Source organism: Aeromonas sp. QDB23, from assembly GCF_027707745.1.
Lineage (GTDB): Bacteria > Pseudomonadota > Gammaproteobacteria > Enterobacterales > Aeromonadaceae > Aeromonas > Aeromonas allosaccharophila.
Genome location: NZ_JAPCJA010000038.1, coordinates 1 through 19419, shown reverse-complemented (window position 1 = coordinate 19419; position 19419 = coordinate 1). Strand labels below are relative to the sequence as shown.

The 19419-nt window shown below is 60.3% G+C and carries 20 protein-coding genes; 9 read left to right on the top strand and 11 right to left on the bottom strand.

Going from position 1 to position 19419, the window contains the following annotated elements; genetic code table 11:
• Positions 1-152: 152 nt before the first annotated feature.
• From PG888_RS15575 to PG888_RS15545, 7 genes are all read right to left on the bottom strand, one after another.
• Positions 153-1394 (bottom strand): mechanosensitive ion channel family protein, encoded by a 1242-nt coding sequence (locus tag PG888_RS15575; RefSeq protein ID WP_197927680.1) that lies wholly within the window; start codon positions 1392-1394, stop codon positions 153-155.
• 143 nt (positions 1395-1537) lie between these two features.
• Positions 1538-2737 (bottom strand): acetate kinase, encoded by a 1200-nt coding sequence (locus PG888_RS15570; RefSeq protein WP_042059110.1) that lies wholly within the window; start codon positions 2735-2737, stop codon positions 1538-1540.
• Between the two features lie 318 nt (positions 2738-3055).
• Positions 3056-3526 carry a YhcH/YjgK/YiaL family protein gene (locus PG888_RS15565; RefSeq protein WP_182938184.1) on the bottom strand — a complete coding sequence of 157 codons (471 nt, stop codon included), beginning with the start codon at positions 3524-3526 and terminating at the stop codon, positions 3056-3058.
• Between the two features lie 282 nt (positions 3527-3808).
• Positions 3809-4915: a 1-acyl-sn-glycerol-3-phosphate acyltransferase gene (locus tag PG888_RS15560; RefSeq protein ID WP_182938185.1), complete on the bottom strand. Its 1107-nt coding sequence runs from the start codon at positions 4913-4915 to the stop codon at positions 3809-3811.
• A gap of 130 nt (positions 4916-5045) precedes the next feature.
• Positions 5046-5744, bottom strand: coding sequence for an aspartate/glutamate racemase family protein (locus PG888_RS15555; RefSeq protein WP_270693750.1), 699 nt, complete (start codon positions 5742-5744; stop codon positions 5046-5048).
• A 126-nt stretch (positions 5745-5870) separates the two neighbouring features.
• A complete protein-coding gene (locus PG888_RS15550; protein WP_005335534.1) occupies positions 5871-6461 on the bottom strand; it encodes a LysE family translocator in 591 nt (196 codons plus the stop codon).
• A 124-nt stretch (positions 6462-6585) separates the two neighbouring features.
• Complete coding sequence (locus PG888_RS15545; protein ID WP_058052491.1) at positions 6586-7182, bottom strand: LysE family translocator; 597 nt, start codon at positions 7180-7182, stop codon at positions 6586-6588.
• 116 nt (positions 7183-7298) lie between these two features.
• Between PG888_RS15545 and PG888_RS15540 the strand changes: the two genes are divergently transcribed.
• The 3 genes from PG888_RS15540 (at position 7299) to PG888_RS15530 (ending at position 11004) form a co-directional block, all read left to right on the top strand.
• Positions 7299-8690, top strand: a complete 1392-nt coding sequence (locus PG888_RS15540; RefSeq protein WP_270693752.1) for an aminotransferase-like domain-containing protein — start codon at positions 7299-7301, stop codon at positions 8688-8690.
• Positions 8691-8744: 54 nt separating this feature from the next.
• On the top strand, positions 8745-9212 hold the full coding sequence (locus PG888_RS15535) for a hypothetical protein (protein ID WP_270693753.1): 468 nt from the start codon (positions 8745-8747) through the stop codon (positions 9210-9212).
• Positions 9213-9339: 127 nt separating this feature from the next.
• Positions 9340-11004, top strand: a complete 1665-nt coding sequence (locus PG888_RS15530; protein WP_270693755.1) for a hypothetical protein — start codon at positions 9340-9342, stop codon at positions 11002-11004.
• A 142-nt stretch (positions 11005-11146) separates the two neighbouring features.
• Here the strand turns inward: PG888_RS15530 and PG888_RS15525 are convergent, their stop codons facing one another.
• On the bottom strand, positions 11147-11560 hold the full coding sequence (locus tag PG888_RS15525) for a CBS domain-containing protein (RefSeq protein ID WP_042059128.1): 414 nt from the start codon (positions 11558-11560) through the stop codon (positions 11147-11149).
• 154 nt (positions 11561-11714) lie between these two features.
• On the opposite strand from PG888_RS15525, the gene PG888_RS15520 reads away from it, so the two are divergent.
• Genes PG888_RS15520 through PG888_RS15510 form a run of 3 tightly spaced genes read left to right on the top strand, consistent with a single transcriptional unit; the run spans position 11715 to position 14927 of the window.
• Positions 11715-13625: an ABC transporter ATP-binding protein gene (locus PG888_RS15520; RefSeq protein ID WP_139409248.1), complete on the top strand. Its 1911-nt coding sequence runs from the start codon at positions 11715-11717 to the stop codon at positions 13623-13625.
• Positions 13618-14079, top strand: a complete 462-nt coding sequence (locus tag PG888_RS15515; RefSeq protein ID WP_162518181.1) for a DUF2390 domain-containing protein — start codon at positions 13618-13620, stop codon at positions 14077-14079. Before PG888_RS15520 ends, PG888_RS15515 begins: the two co-directional genes overlap by 8 nt.
• Positions 14073-14927 carry a 23S rRNA (adenine(2030)-N(6))-methyltransferase RlmJ gene (locus PG888_RS15510; RefSeq protein ID WP_058052496.1) on the top strand — a complete coding sequence of 285 codons (855 nt, stop codon included), beginning with the start codon at positions 14073-14075 and terminating at the stop codon, positions 14925-14927. The genes PG888_RS15515 and PG888_RS15510 overlap by 7 nt, the downstream gene beginning before the upstream one ends.
• A 103-nt stretch (positions 14928-15030) precedes the next feature.
• Here the strand turns inward: PG888_RS15510 and PG888_RS15505 are convergent, their stop codons facing one another.
• Positions 15031-15237, bottom strand: coding sequence for a hypothetical protein (locus tag PG888_RS15505; RefSeq protein ID WP_190973172.1), 207 nt, complete (start codon positions 15235-15237; stop codon positions 15031-15033).
• Between the two features lie 191 nt (positions 15238-15428).
• Here PG888_RS15505 and PG888_RS15500 point away from each other — a divergent pair, with 191 nt between their 5' ends.
• On the top strand, positions 15429-15794 hold the full coding sequence (locus tag PG888_RS15500) for a DUF2061 domain-containing protein (RefSeq protein WP_042084552.1): 366 nt from the start codon (positions 15429-15431) through the stop codon (positions 15792-15794).
• 131 nt (positions 15795-15925) lie between these two features.
• Here the strand turns inward: PG888_RS15500 and PG888_RS15495 are convergent, their stop codons facing one another.
• Positions 15926-16306 (bottom strand): hypothetical protein, encoded by a 381-nt coding sequence (locus PG888_RS15495; RefSeq protein ID WP_042059136.1) that lies wholly within the window; start codon positions 16304-16306, stop codon positions 15926-15928.
• Between the two features lie 291 nt (positions 16307-16597).
• Here PG888_RS15495 and PG888_RS15490 point away from each other — a divergent pair, with 291 nt between their 5' ends.
• On the top strand, positions 16598-17194 hold the full coding sequence (locus tag PG888_RS15490; RefSeq protein WP_270693759.1) for an MliC family protein: 597 nt from the start codon (positions 16598-16600) through the stop codon (positions 17192-17194).
• Between the two features lie 38 nt (positions 17195-17232).
• On the opposite strand, the gene PG888_RS15485 is transcribed toward PG888_RS15490, so the two are convergent.
• Complete coding sequence (locus PG888_RS15485) at positions 17233-18408, bottom strand: retropepsin-like aspartic protease (protein ID WP_270693760.1); 1176 nt, start codon at positions 18406-18408, stop codon at positions 17233-17235.
• Positions 18409-19146: 738 nt separating this feature from the next.
• Here PG888_RS15485 and PG888_RS15480 point away from each other — a divergent pair.
• Positions 19147-19380, top strand: coding sequence for an AAA family ATPase (locus tag PG888_RS15480; protein WP_270815830.1), 234 nt, complete (start codon positions 19147-19149; stop codon positions 19378-19380).
• The last annotated feature ends 39 nt before the right edge of the window (positions 19381-19419 follow it).

The window sequence follows — 19419 nt, the reverse complement described above, 5'->3', positions numbered from 1 at the left end:
CTGGGCTGGCAGCTGATCAAGCGGGATCAGGGGCGCGAAGAGAAGGCCGCCATTTTTCTCCTCTGCACGGCAAATTTCAACTGACAAGTGGCGACGGGTCGATGATTAATATGCGGATTTTTCCGCGTCCCCGACCCGCCCGGTTTCCCTGTTTATCCCCGTTGCCAGCCACGCATGTCGTAACCTGTGGGAGATTGATGCAACCGCAGATGAAATTGCTCAATGATGGCAAAGATATGGTCGAAAATATCGGCCTGGATCCCTTCGTAATCGGCCCATGCGGTGGTCGCGGTAAAGCAGTAAATTTCCAGCGGCAGCCCATCTGACGTGGGCGCCAGCTGGCGCACCATCAGGGTCATGTCCTTGCGAATGCCGGAGTGGGCGCGCAGGTAGGCATCCAGATAGGCGCGCAGGGTGCCGAGGTTGGTGAGGTGACGACCGTTGATGGGGCAGCTCAGGGCATCACTCAGCTGCTGGTTGTAGGCACTCAGCTCCTGCTCCTTGCGGCTGAGATAGGGTGCCAGCAATTGCGCCTGCTTGAGCTGCAACTGCTCCTCGGCCGTCAGAAAGCGCACGCTGGTCATGTCGATATTGACGCTGCGCTTGATGCGGCGGCCGCCTGATTCGGTCATCCCCTGCCAGTTTTTGAAAGAATCGGAGATCAGGGCATAGGTGGGAATGGTAGTGATGGTCTTGTCCCAGTTCGACACCTTGACCGTGGTGAGGCCGATATCAGTCACCTCACCATCGGCGCCGTACTTGTCCATTTGCAGCCAGTCACCGACGCTCAGCATCCGGTTGGCGGAGAGCTGGATCCCCGCCACCAGCCCGAGGATGGGGTCCTTGAACACCAGCATCAGCACTGCGGTCATGGCCCCCAGACCGCTGAACAGGAACAGCGGTGACTTGCCGAGCAGCAGGGCGATCATCAGGATGCCCACCAGAATGCTGCCTACCAGCTTGGCCCCCTGGAAGATGCCGCGCAGGGGCAAATCCCGCCCCAGCCGGGTGTAACGGCTCACCGACAACAGGCAGTCGAGCAGGGCGAAGAAGGCCAGCAGCAGGAACAGCAAAATCCAGAGCTGGGCCACCATCTCGATAAGCTTGAGGCTATCCGATTGACGGGGCAGCCAGATCTCTGCCTGACCGAGCAGCACGGCCCCCTGCAACACGAAGGCCAGCCGGTTGAAGAGGCGCTGTTGCAGTTGGGGCGGCAGCCAAACCTGCTTGGCCTTGCCGAGGATCCCCACCAGCCGGACCAGCAGCACCCGGTGCAGCGCCATGTGCAGCAGCAGCGAGGTGATGACGATAAAGCCCAGCGCGATCACCAGCGCCATCAGGTTGGTCACTTCCACCCCCAGGCCCGACAACCAGTTAAAAAACGCCTCTTTCATTGCTCTCTCCCGAACCGGGCAGCCCACTGGCTGCAAAAACAGTGGTGGTCAGGGTACCGCCCCCCTCCCCCATGTCAAATCGGCGAGCGCCAGAAACGACAACGCCCGGCACAGGCCGGGCGTTGTTTCAAAGCGAGGCTGACTTAGCAGACCAGGCTCAGGGCATCGCGGGCGATGACCAGCTCTTCGTTGGTCGGGATCACCATGGCGCAACGGCTGTCGGCGGTGGTGATGCGGCCTTCGCCACCCAGTACCGCGGCGTTGTTGGCCTCTTTATCCACCTTGAAGCCGAACAGGGCCAGACGTGCCAGCACCATCTCGCGCACCATGGCGGCGTTCTCACCGATACCGCCGGTGAAGACAATGGCGTCCAGACGACCGTCCATCGCAGCGGCATAGGCACCAACATACTTGGCCACACGGTAGGTGAAGACATCCAGCGCACGCTTGGCACCGGCGTCGGTGGCGTAGTTGGTGGTGACGTAGCGGCAGTCGCTGCTCGCTTCGGTCAGCCCCAGCAGACCGGACTCACGGGTCAGGGTGTGGTTGATCTGCTCCACGCTGTAACCGAGCTGATCGTGCATGAAGAACACCACGGCCGGATCGATATCACCGGAGCGGGTACCCATCGCCAGACCTTCCAGCGGAGTCAGACCCATGGAGGTGTCAACGGATTCGCCGTTCTTGATGGCGCAGACAGAGGCACCGTTACCCAGGTGGCAGTTGATGATGTTCAGTTCATTCAACGGCTTGCCCAGCTCTTTTGCGGCTTCTTCCGCGATGTAGCGGTGAGAAGTACCGTGGGCACCGTAACGACGGATACCGTGTTCGCGGTAGAGCTTGTGCGGCAGCGCATAGAGGTAGGCCTCTTGCGGCAGGGTCTGGTGGAACGCGGTGTCGAACACGGCCACGTTCTTCTCGGACAGCTGCGGGAACACTTTCAGCGCGGCACGAATACCGATCAGGTGCGCCGGGTTGTGCAGCGGAGCGAACGGAATGGCGGCTTCGATACCGGCGATCACGCCGTCATCAATGCGCACGGAGCGGGAGAACTGCTCGCCACCGTGTACGATACGGTGACCGATGGCCACCAGTTGCTCTGCAAGAGTCGGATCCTGCGGCAGGATGTGACCCACGATATGGTCGAGGGCCTCCTGGTGAGCGGCACCCGCTCCCAGCATGGCTTCGCCCTTGACCCCGTGGAGTTTCCATTTGATACGTGCATCATCCAGATTGAAGCATTCGGCCAGGCCGGACAGCATGTCCTCACCTGTTTCGGCGTCCATTACGGCAAATTTCAGGGAAGAGCTACCGCAGTTAAGGATCAATACCAACTTGCTCATGTTCTACATCTTCCTGTGCTTCGGCTTTATGCCGACAGTGTCGTGTCATCCAAAAGAGGATGGGATTCCCCTGCCGGGGGCTTATGGTCGCAGGAGGGTGCGCCCAATTTTTCAATTCTTGCGAGTTTCAACGCATTAAAGGGTGCGCAGTACTCGTTTCAATTCTTGGTCTTCACAGTAAACACGCATCAAGGGTGCGTATCACTGGTTTCAATTCTTGCAAGTTTCAACGCATCAAGGGTGCGCATCACTCGTTTCAATGCATGACGGGGCAAGCGGCCCTGCTGTGATCGGGTCTCTGACACCCAAGGATAGCGCTTAGCAGCTGGCCAGCAGATCCCGGTGTACCTTGACCACCAGCTTCTTCACCTTGGCGGGCTGGTTGAAGGTACAGAGCGGGCGGTGCAGCTCGCCCGGCCAGAAGATGGCGAAATCGCCCGGTTGCAGCGCCAGGTAGCTGGTCTGCTCGTCAGCGACAAACCAGAGGTCGGGATGGGGATGGTCGGCGCCGTCGCTCACGTAGTCGTGGGGGCCCACACCTATCCACTCTTCACCGCGCAGCAGCAACTGGATATCGAGATACTGCTGATGGAATTCGCCACGGCGATCCGCGGCTGGCTCGGTCAGATCCTCGCTCACCAGACAGAACAGATTGAGGCCATCGATCTCGGTCTTGCCGAGCGGAGCGTCCCCCCAGTGCGCCACGCTCTTCACCACCTCGGCCATGATGCGGGCCAGCGGGGCGGGCAGCGGCGTTCGCTGCAGGGTGTTCAGGCTACCGGTGATCATGGCGTCTGTTTCCTGTTAGGTATATCTGAGCGGCATCTTTGCCAGCCAATGAAAAAGGACCTGTGACAGGTCCTTCAATAATGCCGTCTGCAATCCGTGCAAACCGGTTTAGAGCTTTTGCTCATGTTCAGCTATATGGGCACTGTTACACACTCGTCAGCACCTTGCCAAGAGACATAATCCCATTTTCATAGTGATCGTACCAGCTGAAACCATATTATTCACCACCCTTTCCCCCTCGACTTTGACCAGACGCAAAAACCGTTTAACAACCGGTTTCATTCAAGCCTTTTGGGCATTTTCCACCGGTTTGGCGTACATGGCCCGCCAGATCGCCTTGTGCTCTTCCGGCACCTCTGACTGACGGGTCAGGAAGGCCGCCTGCTCGATGGTATTGGCCTTGCCGGAGACATCTGCCGCCAGATAGTTGCTGGGGAAGAGGTGGTAGCTACTCCAGATCGCCTTGTCGATCAGCGCGGCCAGTTCGTCCGGATCGCTGAACCCTTCGGTGATGGGGGCGCCGAAGGAGACGTGTACCCGCCCCTTCTGGCCGACGATACCGGCGACGATACTCTCGATATCCTCGAACTCGCCCTTCTCGTAGCAGCCGTTGACCGACTTCTCGTAGAGCTCGCGCGCCTTCGCCTTGTCGGTCGGGTCCAGCTCATAGCTGATGCTGACCGGCACGATATTGAGGCTGCGCATGTAGTCAACGAAGTCGATCTTCTGCTTCTTGCCGTCGACATAGAACATCTTGAGGATGGCGGGATCGGTCTTGTCATCGCCATTCTTGGCGCGCCCTTCCTTCTGGGCGATCCAGATGGAGTGCCCTTCGTGAACCGAGTTGCCGATATAGGCCGACAGTTCGCCCAGCACCTTCATCATCTCCCGTGGCCCCTTGGCGGAGCGTTTGACGATAAAGCTCTTGTTGAGTTTCATCAGCTCGGTGGCACAGGGTTTGCGCAGCAGGTTGTCGCCGATGGCGATGCGCACGGTATCGAAGCCATGGCTGTGCAGCCCCCAGTTGACGAACGCCGGGTCCATGGCGATGTCCCTGTGGTTGGAGACAAACAGATAGCCCTGCTCTTTCTTCAGATGCTCAATCCCGGAGAAGGTCACCCCCTTGGTGGAGGTGGCGATCATGCGGGACATATAGCGGGTGACCCCCATCTGGACCTGATGCACTGTGGTCACCTTTGACCACTTGCGACGCAGGAACAGGCGGATCAGCGGGCGAATGGCCCAGCCAAACCAGTTCATCAGGGAACCGAAACGATACTTGGCGATGGCGCCGATAAATTCATCATCCTGGATCAGCCGTTCGATGGCTGCCGGCACTTCTTCATCGCGGTAGGGGCGAATATCCGCGAATCTATCTACTTCAGTCACAATGTCAGCCTTGCATGCTAGGGAACCGCAGCCAACCCGCGTTGGCTGGGGAAAATTCAGGGCGCAATTTTACACGCTTTTATGGCAAGGGGTATGTGGCAAGCAAGAATAGTGAGATCTGACCAGTTTATTAATCGGATGCCAATGCCAGCGCGACTGCCGCCTCCGCATGGATGGCGGTGGTGTCGTAGAGCGGCACCGCCGCGCGGGCATCGCCCACCAGCAGGGCTATCTCGGTACAGCCGAGGATCACCGCCTCGGCACCAGCGGCCGCCAGCCCCGCGATAATGGCCAGATACTCGGCCCGCGATGCATCGCGAATGTCGCCAAGGCACAACTCGTCATAGATGATGCGGTGCACCCGCTCCCGCTGCGCCTCGCCGGGCACCAGTACCTCCAGCCCGAACTTCTCCTGCAGGCGCCCCTTGTAGAAATCCTGCTCCATGGTGAAGCGGGTGCCGAGCAGGCCGACCCGGGTTACCCCGTCAGCTTGCAATTTGGCCGCGGTGGCATCGGCGATATGGAGCAGCGGGATATCGATGGCCGCCTCAATCTCGGGGGCGACCTTGTGCATAGTGTTGGTGCCGATCAGCAAGAAATCGGCGCCGCCATCCTGCAGCTTGCGCGCTTCCGCCGCCAGCAGGCGGGCGGTAGCGGGCCAGTCACTGGCATGCTGCAGCCGCTCGATAGCGGCAAAGTCGACGCTGTTGAGCAGCACCCGCGCAGAGTGCAAACCGCCGAGCTTGGCCCGCACCCCGCGGTTGAGCGCCTGATAGTAACTGACGGTGGACTCCCAGCTCATACCACCCAGCAGACCGATGCATTTCATAGGAACTCCTTTCATCCCAAGGGAGAGCCGTACCGCGCCACCTTGCAGGCAAGGTCACGCAGGCGAGATAAAAAAGGCCCCGCAGGGCCAACAAGACAGCCGGTAAAGGCCCGGGGCAACCCCGGGCTAAATCCAGATCATCCCGACACAGGCGGCCGTCGCCAGCCCCATGCCGAGATTGAAACGCCGCCAGCCCCGGGCGGTGCGAATGATTTGCCGCACCTGGGCACCAAAAAGCACCCAGAACGCCCCGGTGTAGAGGCCGGTAATAAAGAAGATCACCAGCACCCAGAGCGCGGAGGGCCAGTAAGCCTCCCCCGCCAGAGTGAAACCGCTGATGGCGGAGAGCGCCATCATCCACGCCTTGGGGTTGAGCAGTTGCAGCATGGCCCCCTGATGGGCGGGAATAAGCGGCCGGTTGCCCTCGGCCGGGCCACTGGCGGTCGCCACCTTCCACGCCAGCCAGAGCAGATACGCCGAGCCGATCAACTTGAGGCCGTCGTGCAGCAACGGCACCTTCTCGAACACCACGCCAAGTCCCAGCGCGGTGGCGAGAATCATCAGATTGATCCCCCCCACTACCCCCACCAGCAGGGGAATCGTGCGGCGAAAACCCTGCGCCGCCCCGGCGCTGGTGAGCAGCATATTGTTGGGCCCCGGCGTGCCGCAGGTAACCAGGGCAAACCCCGCCAGGGGCAGTAACCAGTTCAGATCCATCTCAACCTCTTGTCGATACAACGTGCCCGTTATGGGGAAAGCCTTCTAATATGCAGAGCCAACCCCGTGGCGACAAGTCAGAAATACCTCTTTCTCGGCCCCTCGCCCATCAGCGCAACGCGGCTCAATACCAGAGCATCACCACACAGAGTGCCGTCAGCAGGCCGAGAGAGCCGTTGAGCCGCCGCCAGCCCCGATCCGAGCTGATCCAGTTGCTCAGCTGATGGCCGAACAGCACCCAGACAAAGCAGACCGGCAGCGCCACCAGCACAAACACTGTCATCACCGCCAGCTGACTCGGCCAGTAACTGGCACCGGACAGGCTGAACAGACTGATGGCGGAGATCCCCATCATCCACGCCTTGGGATTGAGGAACTGAAAGCCCAGCCCCTCCAGCATGGTCAGCGGACGGGCGCGTCGGGCCGGATCCCCCGGGGCACCGGCCACCGCGATACGCCAGGCCAGCCACAGCAGATAGAGGCTGCCGAAGATCTGCAAACCGAGCCGCAGCAAGGGCCAGCGCTCGAACAGGGGATAGAGCCCCAGCGCCAGAACCAGCTGCAACACCGGCTGCCCCACCCCCACCCCGAGCAGATGTGGCAAGGTGCGGCGCACCCCGAAGTTGGCGCCGGAGGCCGTCAGCATCAGGTTATTGGGCCCCGGCGTACCGCAAGTGAGCACGGCAAACCCGAACAGGGTGACATACCACTCCATCGTCATATTGTGACTCCTTACTCGCCACATTGTATCGATACAATGTGTGCAATTTGATTGTGAACAGGCTGAAATTCACGCTATATTGGGAACAAATTTGGATCAATGGATTTATTGTCACCATGACAATCTGGACCCCCGACCTGGCGGCCTTCGATGGCCCCCTCTATCTCAAGCTGGTCAAGGCGATCGAACAGGGGATCGCGAGCGGCGAGCTGCCCCCGCAGACCCGATTGCCCACCCACCGCGCCCTGGCGGATCGCCTGGGCGTCACCGTCGGCACCATCACCCGTGCCTACGGCGAGGCGGAGCGGCGCGGCCTGCTGGCCGCCCGGGTGGGCCACGGCACCTGGGTCAAGGCGCGCGGGGTCAACGGGGCGAACACGGATCCCGCCAGTGAGTGGGTGATCCGCCAGGAGGAGGGGCACCGCATCGAGTTGTGGCAGAACCTGCCGGTACAGCTGGATCGGGCGGCGATCATCCGCCCCATGCTGGGGGAAGTGGCGGACGGGGATCTCAACGCCCTGCTCGGCTACGACAAGGAGGCGGGACGACCGGATCAGCGCCAGCAGTTCGTCGACTGGCTGACGGAGCAAGGGGTGGCCTGCAGTGAGGATCGCCTGCTGTTCAGCCATGGCGCCCAGCACGGCATCATGCTGGCGCTGCTGGCGACCGGTTGCGTGGGGGAGACCATCCTGTGCGAGGGGCTGAGCTATCCCGGCATGCTGGGCAACGCCCGCCAGCTGAAGAATCAGGTGGTGGGGCTGGCGATGGATGAGGAGGGGCTGCGGCCCGAGGCGCTGGACGCCGCCTGCCGCACCCGCCGGGCCAAGCTGCTCTACCTCACCCCGACCCTGCAAAACCCCACTACCGCCATCATGAGTCTGGCGCGGCGGGAGGCCATCATTGCCATCGCCCGTCGCCACGATCTGCTGATCATCGAGGATGACGTCAACGGCCTGCTGCCGGAACCCCACCCGGAGCCGCTGGTCAATCTGGCACCGGAGCGGGTCATCTATCTGGGCAGTCTGGCCAAGATCGCCTGCGGTGGCCTGCGGGTCGGCTTCGTGCTGACGCCCCCAGCCCTGCGCAGCGCCTTCGCCCAGACCATGCGGCTGTCGAGCTGGATGGTGAGCCCGCTATTGATCGAGCTGGCCTGCAAAATGGTCACTCAACGCCAGATCATGCCGCTCATCGCGCAGCAGCGGGAGATCCTCAAACGCCGCGGCGAACTGCTGCGCCACCTGCTGCCGACCGCCCGCTGGCAGCCGGGCAGCATGCACGCCTGGCTGCCGCTGCCTGAGCCCTGGCGCAGCCAGCAGTTTGCCGCTGCCGCTGATGCCCTTGACGTCGGCGTTGCGAGCGGGGAACACTTCGCCGCCGGCCAGTTTGCCGCCCCGCAAGGGGTTCGCCTGAGCCTGAGCCAACCCGCCACCGACGCCCGGGTCGGCGAAGGGCTCGCCCGACTGGCGCAGCTGCTGCAGGGGACGCCCCCCAGCAACCCCCTGCTATAGTCAGGGCCAGCCGAGTTGACCGTCACGCTTTATCGTCATTGCCAAGGAGAAGCCATGCCCCCCATGAGAGCCGCCCTGCTGCTTGCCACCCTGTTGCTGGGTGGCTGCGCCTCGTCGACGACCCACCAGCAGTTGGGGGCGGCGCTCAATGGGCTGGAAGGGGAGTTGCAACGGCTGGAAGAGGAGCTGGCGGCGATGAACGGCCTGCACTATCAAAAGGCGATCGATGCCCCGCTCAGTTTGCGCCGCTATCTGGGTGCCCCGCAGCCCACAACCGAGGGGCTGGTGCCGGTCAGCAGCAAGCTGGAGGATGGGCCGATCCTTCACTATCAATACCGACTACCAGCGAGCATGGCGACCCTGCCTCAGGACAACCTCTGCCAGCGCTACGAATTTGAACTGCGCCATCTGGGCCGCCTCGGACAGCTCGATCTGAACTGGCAGGGTCCGAGAGGGGATGGATCTCGCCTGATCCGGCAGACCGAATGCAGCTTCCCGGCCAGCGGCGCGCCTGTACAATAACTGTCCATCATGCGCCATCTATTACCCTGCTGACTACTGTCAACTTTTCACTCGCCCAAAACTGGGCCTATGTGCGCCTTGGCTCTACCATGATCCATTCAATGGTCTGCTCAAAGGAAGTGCGTGCATGACGATACTGCTGCTCGAAGAGGATGCCCTGCTCCGTAGCGCCATCACCCGGGAACTGACCGAACAGGGTGTGCCCGCCGACCGGATCCACTATCACAGCCATCCGGGCCAGGAGCGCAGTGGCCTGCTGGCGCTGCTGCAACAGCAAACCTTCGACGCCATCATCTGTCAGCAGGACAAACAACAGGGTCTTGAAGGGGCCCGGCTGCTGCACGAGGCACACTATCTCGGCCTGCTGCAACCCGGTTGCGTTTTGCTGCTGCTCGATGCCGATCAGAGCGAGCAGGAGTTTCTCCCCTCGGATCTCTACTTCTCCCTCTATCTGCCACTCCCCTTCATGACCCGGCAGCTCGCCACCGTGCTCGGCCCGCTGGTGAAATTAAGCAGCCTGACCCGCACCCTGGCCGCCCCCATTCTGTTGCGGGAGTGGCAATTGGCCACCGCCCTGTGCGAAGACCTGCTGTTTCAGCGGGAGCATCGCGAGCTGACCCCCTGGCTGGATCGGCTCAAGGGCTACCTGCTGCTGCAATCGGCCGAGCGGGTCACCACCGCCCAGCACTACGCCCTCTGTGCCAACGAGTATCAAGCGAGCTGGCCAAGGGCCGGGTTCTTCTACGCCATGCTGGGGCTCGGCAAGTTGCAGAGCGCCCAGACCGACCTGCAGCGCCATCAGGCCAGGCTGCCCTCTGCCACCCGGCTGGAGCTACGACTCGCCAGCCAACTGCACCAGCAGCATTGGCTGGCGGCGTGGGAAACCATGGGGGAGCTGCAACAGCTTCGCCCCCATCAGCCACGCTGGCATCAGCTGGCGATGCTGCTCGGGCTGGTGCTGCAAGATGAGGAGAAGGTGCTGGAGCAGGCCAACAGCCTGACTCTGCGCCACTTCAGCGAACAGCGTACCCGGCTCGCCATCGACAGCTTTATGCTCAATGCCAGTCTTGCGGTGTTGTGGCACGCCCCCTCCAGCAACCGGATCCGCTCACTGCAACAGGAGTGGGAGCACCTCAAACGCACTGCCACGCTGGCCCCCCACGAATATGAGCTGCTGCAGGCGTTGATGCTGGGGCTGGATTACCGCTTCGACGAGGCGCTGATCCTGATTGCCCACCACCAGCCGGACGAGGGGAACGACAACCACCTCGCCCTGCTGCTCGGCTTTGCGGTCAGCCAGTTCTGCGGGTTGCCGCACCACGCCCGGCGCTACCTGACCCAGCTGACCCACTACCGCGCCAGAGTGGCGCCCCACCCGCTCACCCATCAGCTGTTCCACCATCTGGTCACCGAGCTGGGCCAGCGCCTGACGGAGAGAGAGCAGCGCCTGAGCGAACTGCGCCAGCTGCGCCACAAGGCGATGCAGGCCAGCCAGTATCAGACCGCCCTGCAAGCTGGCTTGCAGCTGCTGGAGGAGTTCCCCGCCCTGCCCGGCGATGCCTGGCAACTGCTGGAGCTGCTGCAACACTGCTGGCCAGCGGGCATGGCCGCCCCCCGAGTGGCGCTGCTGGTCGACACCCTGGAGCGGCGCCTCAAGCACAGCCCCGCGTTTCTCGATCAACATGCCCAGCAGTATCACCGCACCCTGCACGAGATCCGCAGCCACCTGCAGCCGCACCTCTCCGCCAGTGGCCCCTCTTGCCTTATCGAGGGGCGACCCGAGTCGTCGTGATCCGGGCTGCACACAGACCGGAGCCCTCTGCGGCGCGCTATCAGTTGTGTTCAATCCGTTGCGCTCAAATAGAGAGAGGGGAGCCTTGGCTCCCCTCTCTGCATGTTGGTTCTCTGTCAGCTGGTGGCGATGAACGGCAGGATCAATCCAGCGCGTCACTCTCCAGCGCCACCTTGAGAAAATCTTTCCAGCTGATGATGCCGACCAGGGCGCCATTCTCCAGTACTGGCAGGCAGGATACCCCCTTCTCCAGCATCAGTTTGACGCCGTCGCGCACCGTGAGGTGAGACGCGATGGTGATGAGCTGACGACTCATGATCTGGTGGGCCCGCTTGGTGAGCGTTTCGGTATCGCGGTTCATCTCGGCTTCGGAGTCGAGGTAAGGGCTGATGGCGCGAAACAGATCCCGATCCGAAATCACCCCCACCAGCTCGCCCTCCTCCAGCACCAGCAGGTGGCGGAAGTGCGCCTGCTCGAAGATATCCTTGATGACACTGAGTCGATCATCCATTGAAACGGTGGCGACTCGGGTCGTCATAATATCCCTGATATGCATGCTAACCTCCGGTATCCGAACTGGTTTCACTGTTATGGCATGTTTTTGCAGCGTCAGCCAGTGGCCAGCCCTTCGCTACAGTGCAAATCTGCGTCATTTCACGTAAGATCCGCGCCAGTTTTTCTCCTCCATTTTGAGCAAGCAGATCCCACCCATGATAGTTGCCAGTCAAATCGAACTGATCCGCGGCGGCCGCAAGCTGCTGGACAACGCCTCCGCCACCATTCACCCCGGCCACAAAGTGGGTCTGGTGGGCAAAAACGGCTGTGGCAAGTCCACCTTTTTTGCACTGGTACGGGGCGAGCTGGCCATCGACAGCGGCACCTTCAGCCTGCCCGCAGGCTGGCAGATCGCAGGTGTCGCGCAGGAGACCCCGGCGCTCGACTGCTCGGCGCTCGAGTACGTGATCGACGGCGACAAGGAGTTCCGCTCGCTGGAAGCCCAGCTGGTGCAAGCCGAGCAGGATGACAATGGCCTGCTGGTGGCCGAGCTGCATGGTCGCCTCGATACCATCGGCGCCTACAGCATTCGCGCCCGCGCCGCCGAGCTGTTGCACGGCCTCGGTTTCAGCGACGAGCAACTGAGCTCGCCGGTGCGCAGCTTCTCCGGTGGCTGGCGCATGCGTCTGAACCTCGCCCAGGCGCTGCTGTGCCGCTCCGATCTGCTGCTGCTCGATGAACCGACCAACCACCTGGATCTCGACGCGGTGATCTGGCTGGAGAAGTGGCTCAAGGGCTATCAGGGCACACTCGTGCTGATCTCGCACGACCGCGACTTCCTCGATTCGGTCATCAGCCGCATCATCCATATCGAGAACGGCAAGCTCAACGAATACACCGGCGGCTACTCCGACTTCGAACTGCAGCGCGCCGAGCAGCTGGCCCAGCAGCAATCCATGTACGAGAAGCAGCAGCGGGAGATGTCCCACATGCAGGCGTATGTGGATCGCTTCCGCTACAAGGCCTCCAAGGCCCGTCAGGCCCAGAGCCGCCTCAAGGCGATGGAGCGGATGGAGAAGATCCTGCCCGCCCACGCCGATTCCGAATTCAGCTTCGAGTTTCGCGAGCCGTCGGCCCTGCCGACCCCGCTGATCGCCATGGAGAACCTCTCTGCCGGTTACGGCGACAAGGTGATCCTGGAGAAGATCAAACTCAATCTGGTACCGGGTTCGCGCATCGGTCTGCTCGGTCGCAACGGCGCCGGTAAATCCACCTTTATCAAGATGCTGTCCGGCTCCAACCCGCCGCTGTCGGGCAAGCTGGAGGTGAGCGCCGGGGTCAGTATCGGCTACTTCGCCCAGCATCAGCTGGAGACCCTGCGTCTCGACGATACCCCGCTCGATCATCTGGCCCGCCTCGCGCCGGACAAATCGGAGCAGGAGCTGCGCAACTATCTGGGCAGCTTCGGCTTTCACGGTGACAAGGCGCTCGACAAGGTCGCCCCCTTCTCCGGCGGCGAAAAAGCGCGGCTGGTGCTGGCGCTGATCACCTGGCAAAAACCCAACCTGCTGCTGCTGGATGAACCGACCAACCACCTGGATCTGGAGATGCGCCACGCCCTGACCATGGCGCTGCAAGGTTTCGAAGGGGCCATGGTGGTGGTGTCACACGACCGTCACCTGCTGCGAACCACCACAGATGACTTCTATCTGGTACACGGTGGCCGGGTCGAGCCGTTCGACGGCGATCTGGACGACTACCACAAGTGGCTCGGCGAGCAGGAAAAAGAGGCCAACGCCAAACCGGCTGATGGCCCCGTCTCTGCCAACTCGGCGGTCGCGCGCAAGGATCAGAAACGGCGCGAGGCGGAGTTCCGCCAGCAAACCCGTCCGCTGCGCCAGAAGCTCGAAAAGCTCGAAGCGAGCATGGAGAAGCTGCAAGGCAAGCTTGGCGACATCGAGAGCCAGCTGGCCGACCCCGCCATCTACGAAGAGAGCGCCAAGAACAAGCTCTCCGAGCTGCTCAAATCCCAGGGCCCCCTCAAGGAGCAGCTGGAAGAGGTGGAGCTGGAGTGGATGAGCCTCTCCGAAGAGCTGGAAACCATGGAGCAAGCCTTCTTTGCGTGATGAACAGCTGATGGCCAGCGAGCGGGTCGCTGTCCACGAATTGCCGACGCCGATCGGCTTCTGGCACTGGAGCGGCAAGGTCTATGGTGAGCGCAGTCAGGATTGGCTCACCGTGCAGACGCAGGGGGGCAACGTCAATCTGGCGCTGCTGCTGCACCGGCTCGATCAACTCGGCATCGTGGTCGATCTGACCGACCTGCAACCGGCGCTGGTGCAGACCGAAACGGTGCTGACCCCGTGGCGCGCCCTGCGCCAGAGCGCCAAGGCGCGGCTCGACGAGCAGGAGTATCAGTCGATGCTGGCCCACGAGCTGGAGCTGGAACGGCTGCAACAGGGTGTCCTGTTGCAGACCCTGCGCAGCCTCTCCCTGTTTCGCGGCAACAGCCGCAATTTGTTGAACTATCTATCGTTACTGGGTGCCCAGCAGGGCCCCCTCAGAGATCTAATATGCTGAGCTACCGCCACGCCTTTCACGCCGGCAACCATGCCGACGTGCTGAAACACGCCGTTCAGGCCCTGATCATCGAGTCCCTCAAGAAGAAGGAGAAACCCTTCATCGTGCTGGACACCCATGCCGGTGGCGGTCTCTACGACCTGCGCGGCGACTGGTCCCAGAAGAAGGCCGAGTATGCCGACGGCATCGGCCGCCTGTGGGACGAGCGGGCCCAGTGGTCTGCCATGGCCCCCTATCTGGGCGTCATCGAGGAGATGAACCAGAACGGCGAGCTGCACTACTACCCCGGCTCGCCGGAGCTCTCCCGCCGGCTCTCCCGCGAACAGGACAAGCTGGCACTGATGGAGCTGCACAACAACGAAGTGGATGATCTGCGCGCCAATATGGGTTACGACCCTCGCGTGGCCGTGCACCACCGTGACGGCTTCGAAGGGCTGATCGCCCTGCTGCCGCCCACCCCGCGCCGCGGACTGGTGCTGATCGATCCGCCCTATGAGCTCAAAGAAGATTACTTCGCCGTGGTCGATACACTGAAAAAGGCGCAGAAACGCTGGGCGACCGGCATCTACGCCCTCTGGTATCCGATCCTTGGGCAGGAGGCGGACAAATCCCGCGACATGCTGCGCGCCATCAAGCGGGAGAACTTCGGCAACGTGCTGGTGGCCGAGCTGGAAGTGGCCGGTCAGACCGCCGACTGGGGCATGAACGGCTCAGGCATGCTGATCATCAGCCCGCCCTGGATGCTGGACGAGCAGATCGAAGCCTTCCTCAAACCGCTCTGTGCCAAGCTGGCGCAGGGTGCCGGCGCCCAGTACAAGGTAGAGTGGCTCAACAAAGCCGAGGATTAATCCCCCGCCCCGCGGCGCTCACCGAGTTCAAAAGCAAAAGCCCCATCACGGGGCTTTTGCTATTGGTGCGGCCGGAGTGTGCAGCAGCCTGAACCTGCGCCCCCTAAGAGCGGGCAGGCAAATCCTGTTTCAGCGCAACCAGCAACAGGGCCAGCAGGCCAAAGGGCGGAAACAGGCAGAGCAGGGAGCAGATAAGGGTGATCAGCGCCGGATGTTCGCTCTTGCGGCGCGCCAGTCGCCAGGCGATGACGCCGACGATGATCATCAGCAACGCAATGAACTGGCCAAGCAGGGTGGCATTGATATTCATGAAAGATCCTTTTTCATGGGCAAGTGTGAAGAACCTGTACTTTATCGCCTTGGTTGCGATTGGCAACCGCTGAAGCGCACCAGCAACTCGCCCGTTGATAGGTTCTCTCTATTCTGGCAATAGATGAGAATAGTTTTCACTTAATCTCATTTCGGCGGATACTCTCACCATCAACAGAGGGAGCCGCCATCATGAAAAAGACCATCAGCTTTGCCATCCTGCACTTCGGTGTCGCCTTTACCGTGGCCTACCTGCTGACCGGTGAGCTGCTGACCGCCAGCCTGATCGCCCTGATCGAGCCCGCCGTCAACACGGTCGCCTTCTACTTTCATGACCTTGGCTGGCACAAGCTCAAACCAAATCACAGCCTGCAGGCCAAGACCAGCAGCTTCGCGGTGGTCCACTTCTCGGTGGCCTTCGGAGTGGCCTTCCTGCTGAGCGGCGAGCTACTCACCGGCGGCGTGATGGCGATGATCGAACCGGCCATCAATACCGTGGTGTTCTTCTTCCACGAGCGGCTGTGGCGCGCCCGCAGTCAGCAACTGGCGCTGGCCTGAGCAACCGGGCAACCCGCCTCTCCCTTTATCGCGGCCACAAAAAACCCGACATTCCGGCCAGGAGTGTCGGGTTTTTCACATCAGCAAAGATCTGTATCTGGATGCATCACCCGATGCCCCACCAACGCCTGTCAGGCTTTCTTGCAGAGTGGGTCAACGATATAGGCACTCTGATCAAACTTCTGCCAGGCGCCGGTGCCGACCCCATCGACCACCAGAATGGAGACCACGCCGAAATCGATAAAGATCCCGAGCAGGGTGGTGGCATCGAACGACTTGGAAACCGGCACTGTCACCGAGTAGCAATCCGCACGCTTGACCGTGATGGTGTAATTCTCTTTCTTCTTGAACGAGGTGATCACATTGCCATGGCCCAGCAGCATATCGTTGACGTAGATCTCCGCATCCGGATCCTGACTGCGAATGGAAACCTGCTGGCTTGCGCCGTTGAACATGGCCGCACAACCGGACAGCGTGATGGCCATCAGGGCCCCGAGCAAAAACCTGAACATATTTTTAGCCTGCTTGTAATTAACAAAAGCCGGCAATCTAGCACGCCACTTGGACCAGCGCGAAACCGCAATGCCGCAGCCCAGCCTGAATGCTTAAAATAGCGACCGTTCCTGACTTTTTTGCACACATAAAAGCCTCAACCTGCCAGGGTTCCCCTCCCAGAAGTGCAACGAAAAAACCGCTCGCCAGCACGCACCGCGCCGCAAAAAGTGCTCGGCGCCGATACTGCATTGCCCAGTAGAGTGTGCTGTAGTAGGCAGATATTCCCTCTTATTGCTGGTATCTATCCGATGAACAAGACCTTGCTTGCCACCCTGCTGTTTGCCCCTCTGCTGGCCAGCGCCGCAACCCCCTCCTTTGACTGCACCAAAGCCGCCGGGTCGGTGGAAACCCTAATCTGCAAGGATTCCGGACTGGCAGCCCTTGATAACGAACTGGCGGCCCTCTACCCCAAGGCGATTGCCGCGCTCTCTCCCGAACAGCTCAAGACCGAGCGCGCCATGCAGCGCGGCTGGATCAAGGGGCGCAACGACTGCTGGAAGGGGCAGGATCTGCGCCAATGTGTGGAGGATAACTACCTGCTGCGGATCACCGAGTTGCAGATCAGCGGCGGCCAGCTGATGGTGCCAACCCCGATCAACTACCAGTGCGGCAAGAGCGTCACCCTCTCCACCTACTTCTACAACGATGCCAAGCTGCCCGCCGTGGTGATCAACCTGAGCGAGGGCGACACGCAGCAGCAAGTGCTCGCCTATGAAGCCCCCAGCGCCAGCGGCGCCCGTTATGAAGGGCAAAATCTCACCTTCTTCACCAAGGGGGACGACGCCACGCTGGAGCGTTACGGCCAACCACCCCTCACCTGCATGGAAAATCCAACCAAGGGCTGAGGCTCATAGGGGCGGCTCGTCTTGCCGCCCCGCCTTGACTAGATGGCGATATCCAGCGGTTTTCCTTCCCGCACAATCCGCAACTTGAGCGACCCCGGCTTGCTGGTGCTGAGCAGTTCACGCACCTTGTCGATCTCGAGGGGACGATAAGCCACCCCGTTGATCTGCTCCAGAATATCGCCGTTGGCCAGACCATAAGGTGCAAGATCCCGTTCGTCGCTGTAGAAGACCTCCAGATGCGCGCCATCAAAACGCACCCCGATATTGCGCAGGACTGGCGGCACTTTTCGCGCCAGGCTGTCGGCGTCGTAGCAGAGCATCATCCGCCCGGGCATGATCGCAAAGCGATTGAAGCGGTTAACAAAATCCAGCCCCAGACCATACTGCTCATTGCTGTTTTCCGACACGCGCAGCTCACCGAGCTGGCGTTCATCAAAGTGCAGGCCGGTGAGGATATGTTCACGCCCCTCCACCATACCGCTGGCATCCACCCCTTTGCGTGGCGTGGCATCTTCGCCAGAGATCGCCTTCTGGCTTGCCATAAAGTCGATAAAGGCATGGTCGGCATAGCTCTGATCGGCCCCGGTATCCAGATACATGCGCACGCTGCTCTCGCCGTGGGTCAGATACACTGCCGGGGAACGGTTGTAGCTATCTTCATAGCCGATGCAACGCTCGAACGTGGTTGCCGACGGTGCCGTCAGCGAAGCTGTTAGCTGATGCTTGTCGCGATCAAACACCCAGTTGAAACGGCGGATGGTGTCGATCCCGAGGATGCCATCGATACGGCTGCCAAGAGACTGGGAGAAGAGATCGAAATCAATAGTTGCCCACAGCTCGCTGTCATCAATGGTGACCGACCCCACCGAGAAGGGCTGCGGCTCAACAAAGCCAAGCTGCTCGCTGCCCAGTTGGCTCGAAACGCTGTTCACAGTGGCAAAATCAGCCTGATAGGCCCTGGGCAATTCACTTAAGGTCAGCGCCTTGAAGCGGCTGGCCAGACGACGATCGATAAAGGTGATACTGGCCCCGGTATCCAGCAAAAACTGGTACTGCTCACCGGCTATGGTGACGGGGATCAGGGGGGCGCTTTCGTAATGCACTGTCAGCACCGGGCTGGGTGCATTGCGTTTGGCGGATGAATCCGGGGCTGTGCAGCCTTGGACGACGAACAGGGCCAACATGGCCAGCGCCACTTTGAACTGCGACTTCATAACTCTCCTTCCCGATAGCAGATGCCCCCGCGACGCCACCGCATAATGCTATCTTGTTGATTTATAGATAAATAAGCTATTTCAGCAGGGGATGCGGACAATAACAACGAGTTTTATGCTGGTTCAAGCCAGATATGACCATGAATATTCTATGGTGATAGTTCAAGAATGGTTGCTCACGCTATCTCGGCGCATCATCAATCGTGGGTGATATTTGATTAATTTATTGATCTTGCACAGAAATTCTAAATATTGAGCTTTCTCTCCACAGCGCCATGGTTAATATTGCCAATTGGCAACACTCGCCTCGTCGGAGTCTCCCCATGAGCCATGCCAATCCCATTACGTTGGTGAAACGCAGCAGACTGGAAGCTGAAATTCAGGGGCGGTAGCCATGCCGGATGGAATGGATAAGCGAACGTTGCCCACAATGACCCACCCAACATGGTAACGGCCTCATGTTCATTTTGAGCTGTGCAAGCCAACGTGATTTGGCGGCGTTTTCTATGCGCAACCCATGTACTGTTTTTTTCATACAGTTGTAACCGTGGCGCAAAAAGAGGAAGTCAAACGAATACGCCCAACACGAGAAGGAAGCAGATAACATCATGATTTAATGATTTTTTTACTTGGCGGCAGTGAAAATGTTACGGAGTTATATGGAATGCACTGCTAACGGATTAATGCCGCCTTCCATCTAATCACTGTTAGGTCGTTTTTAATTCAAAAGGAGTCATAATGAAACTATCGGTGGAAGGCTATAAATCAATAGCTACTAAACAAACTTTAACATTTGATGGACTGACTGTTTTATCTGGGGCGAATAGTTCAGGTAAATCTAGTTTCATGCAGCCTTTTTTAATTTTAAAGCAAACAATTGAAAATCACTATGATTCAGGTTCATTAGAGTTGTATGGTGAAAACGCCAAACTAAGGAAGGTGCGAATAAGCGGGGAAATTCTTCTCGGCTGACTCAGTCATTTCATTTCTTCATGTTTGAGCCGATTTTTT

Coding starts and splice junctions, on each gene's coding strand:
- PG888_RS15500 (WP_042084552.1), top strand. CDS start 15,429: ATGAAAAAGACCATCAGCTTTGCCATCCTGCACTTCGGTGTCGCCTTT.
- PG888_RS15540 (WP_270693752.1), top strand. CDS start 7,299: ATGACAATCTGGACCCCCGACCTGGCGGCCTTCGATGGCCCCCTCTAT.
- PG888_RS15550 (WP_005335534.1), bottom strand. CDS start 6,461: ATGGATCTGAACTGGTTACTGCCCCTGGCGGGGTTTGCCCTGGTTACC.
- PG888_RS15525 (WP_042059128.1), bottom strand. CDS start 11,560: ATGCATATCAGGGATATTATGACGACCCGAGTCGCCACCGTTTCAATG.
- PG888_RS15575 (WP_197927680.1), bottom strand. CDS start 1,394: ATGAAAGAGGCGTTTTTTAACTGGTTGTCGGGCCTGGGGGTGGAAGTG.
- PG888_RS15555 (WP_270693750.1), bottom strand. CDS start 5,744: ATGAAATGCATCGGTCTGCTGGGTGGTATGAGCTGGGAGTCCACCGTC.
- PG888_RS15485 (WP_270693760.1), bottom strand. CDS start 18,408: ATGAAGTCGCAGTTCAAAGTGGCGCTGGCCATGTTGGCCCTGTTCGTC.
- PG888_RS15545 (WP_058052491.1), bottom strand. CDS start 7,182: ATGACGATGGAGTGGTATGTCACCCTGTTCGGGTTTGCCGTGCTCACT.
- PG888_RS15565 (WP_182938184.1), bottom strand. CDS start 3,526: ATGATCACCGGTAGCCTGAACACCCTGCAGCGAACGCCGCTGCCCGCC.
- PG888_RS15530 (WP_270693755.1), top strand. CDS start 9,340: ATGACGATACTGCTGCTCGAAGAGGATGCCCTGCTCCGTAGCGCCATC.
- PG888_RS15495 (WP_042059136.1), bottom strand. CDS start 16,306: ATGTTCAGGTTTTTGCTCGGGGCCCTGATGGCCATCACGCTGTCCGGT.
- PG888_RS15490 (WP_270693759.1), top strand. CDS start 16,598: ATGAACAAGACCTTGCTTGCCACCCTGCTGTTTGCCCCTCTGCTGGCC.
- PG888_RS15535 (WP_270693753.1), top strand. CDS start 8,745: ATGCCCCCCATGAGAGCCGCCCTGCTGCTTGCCACCCTGTTGCTGGGT.
- PG888_RS15570 (WP_042059110.1), bottom strand. CDS start 2,737: ATGAGCAAGTTGGTATTGATCCTTAACTGCGGTAGCTCTTCCCTGAAA.
- PG888_RS15480 (WP_270815830.1), top strand. CDS start 19,147: ATGAAACTATCGGTGGAAGGCTATAAATCAATAGCTACTAAACAAACT.
- PG888_RS15510 (WP_058052496.1), top strand. CDS start 14,073: ATGCTGAGCTACCGCCACGCCTTTCACGCCGGCAACCATGCCGACGTG.
- PG888_RS15505 (WP_190973172.1), bottom strand. CDS start 15,237: ATGAATATCAATGCCACCCTGCTTGGCCAGTTCATTGCGTTGCTGATG.
- PG888_RS15520 (WP_139409248.1), top strand. CDS start 11,715: ATGATAGTTGCCAGTCAAATCGAACTGATCCGCGGCGGCCGCAAGCTG.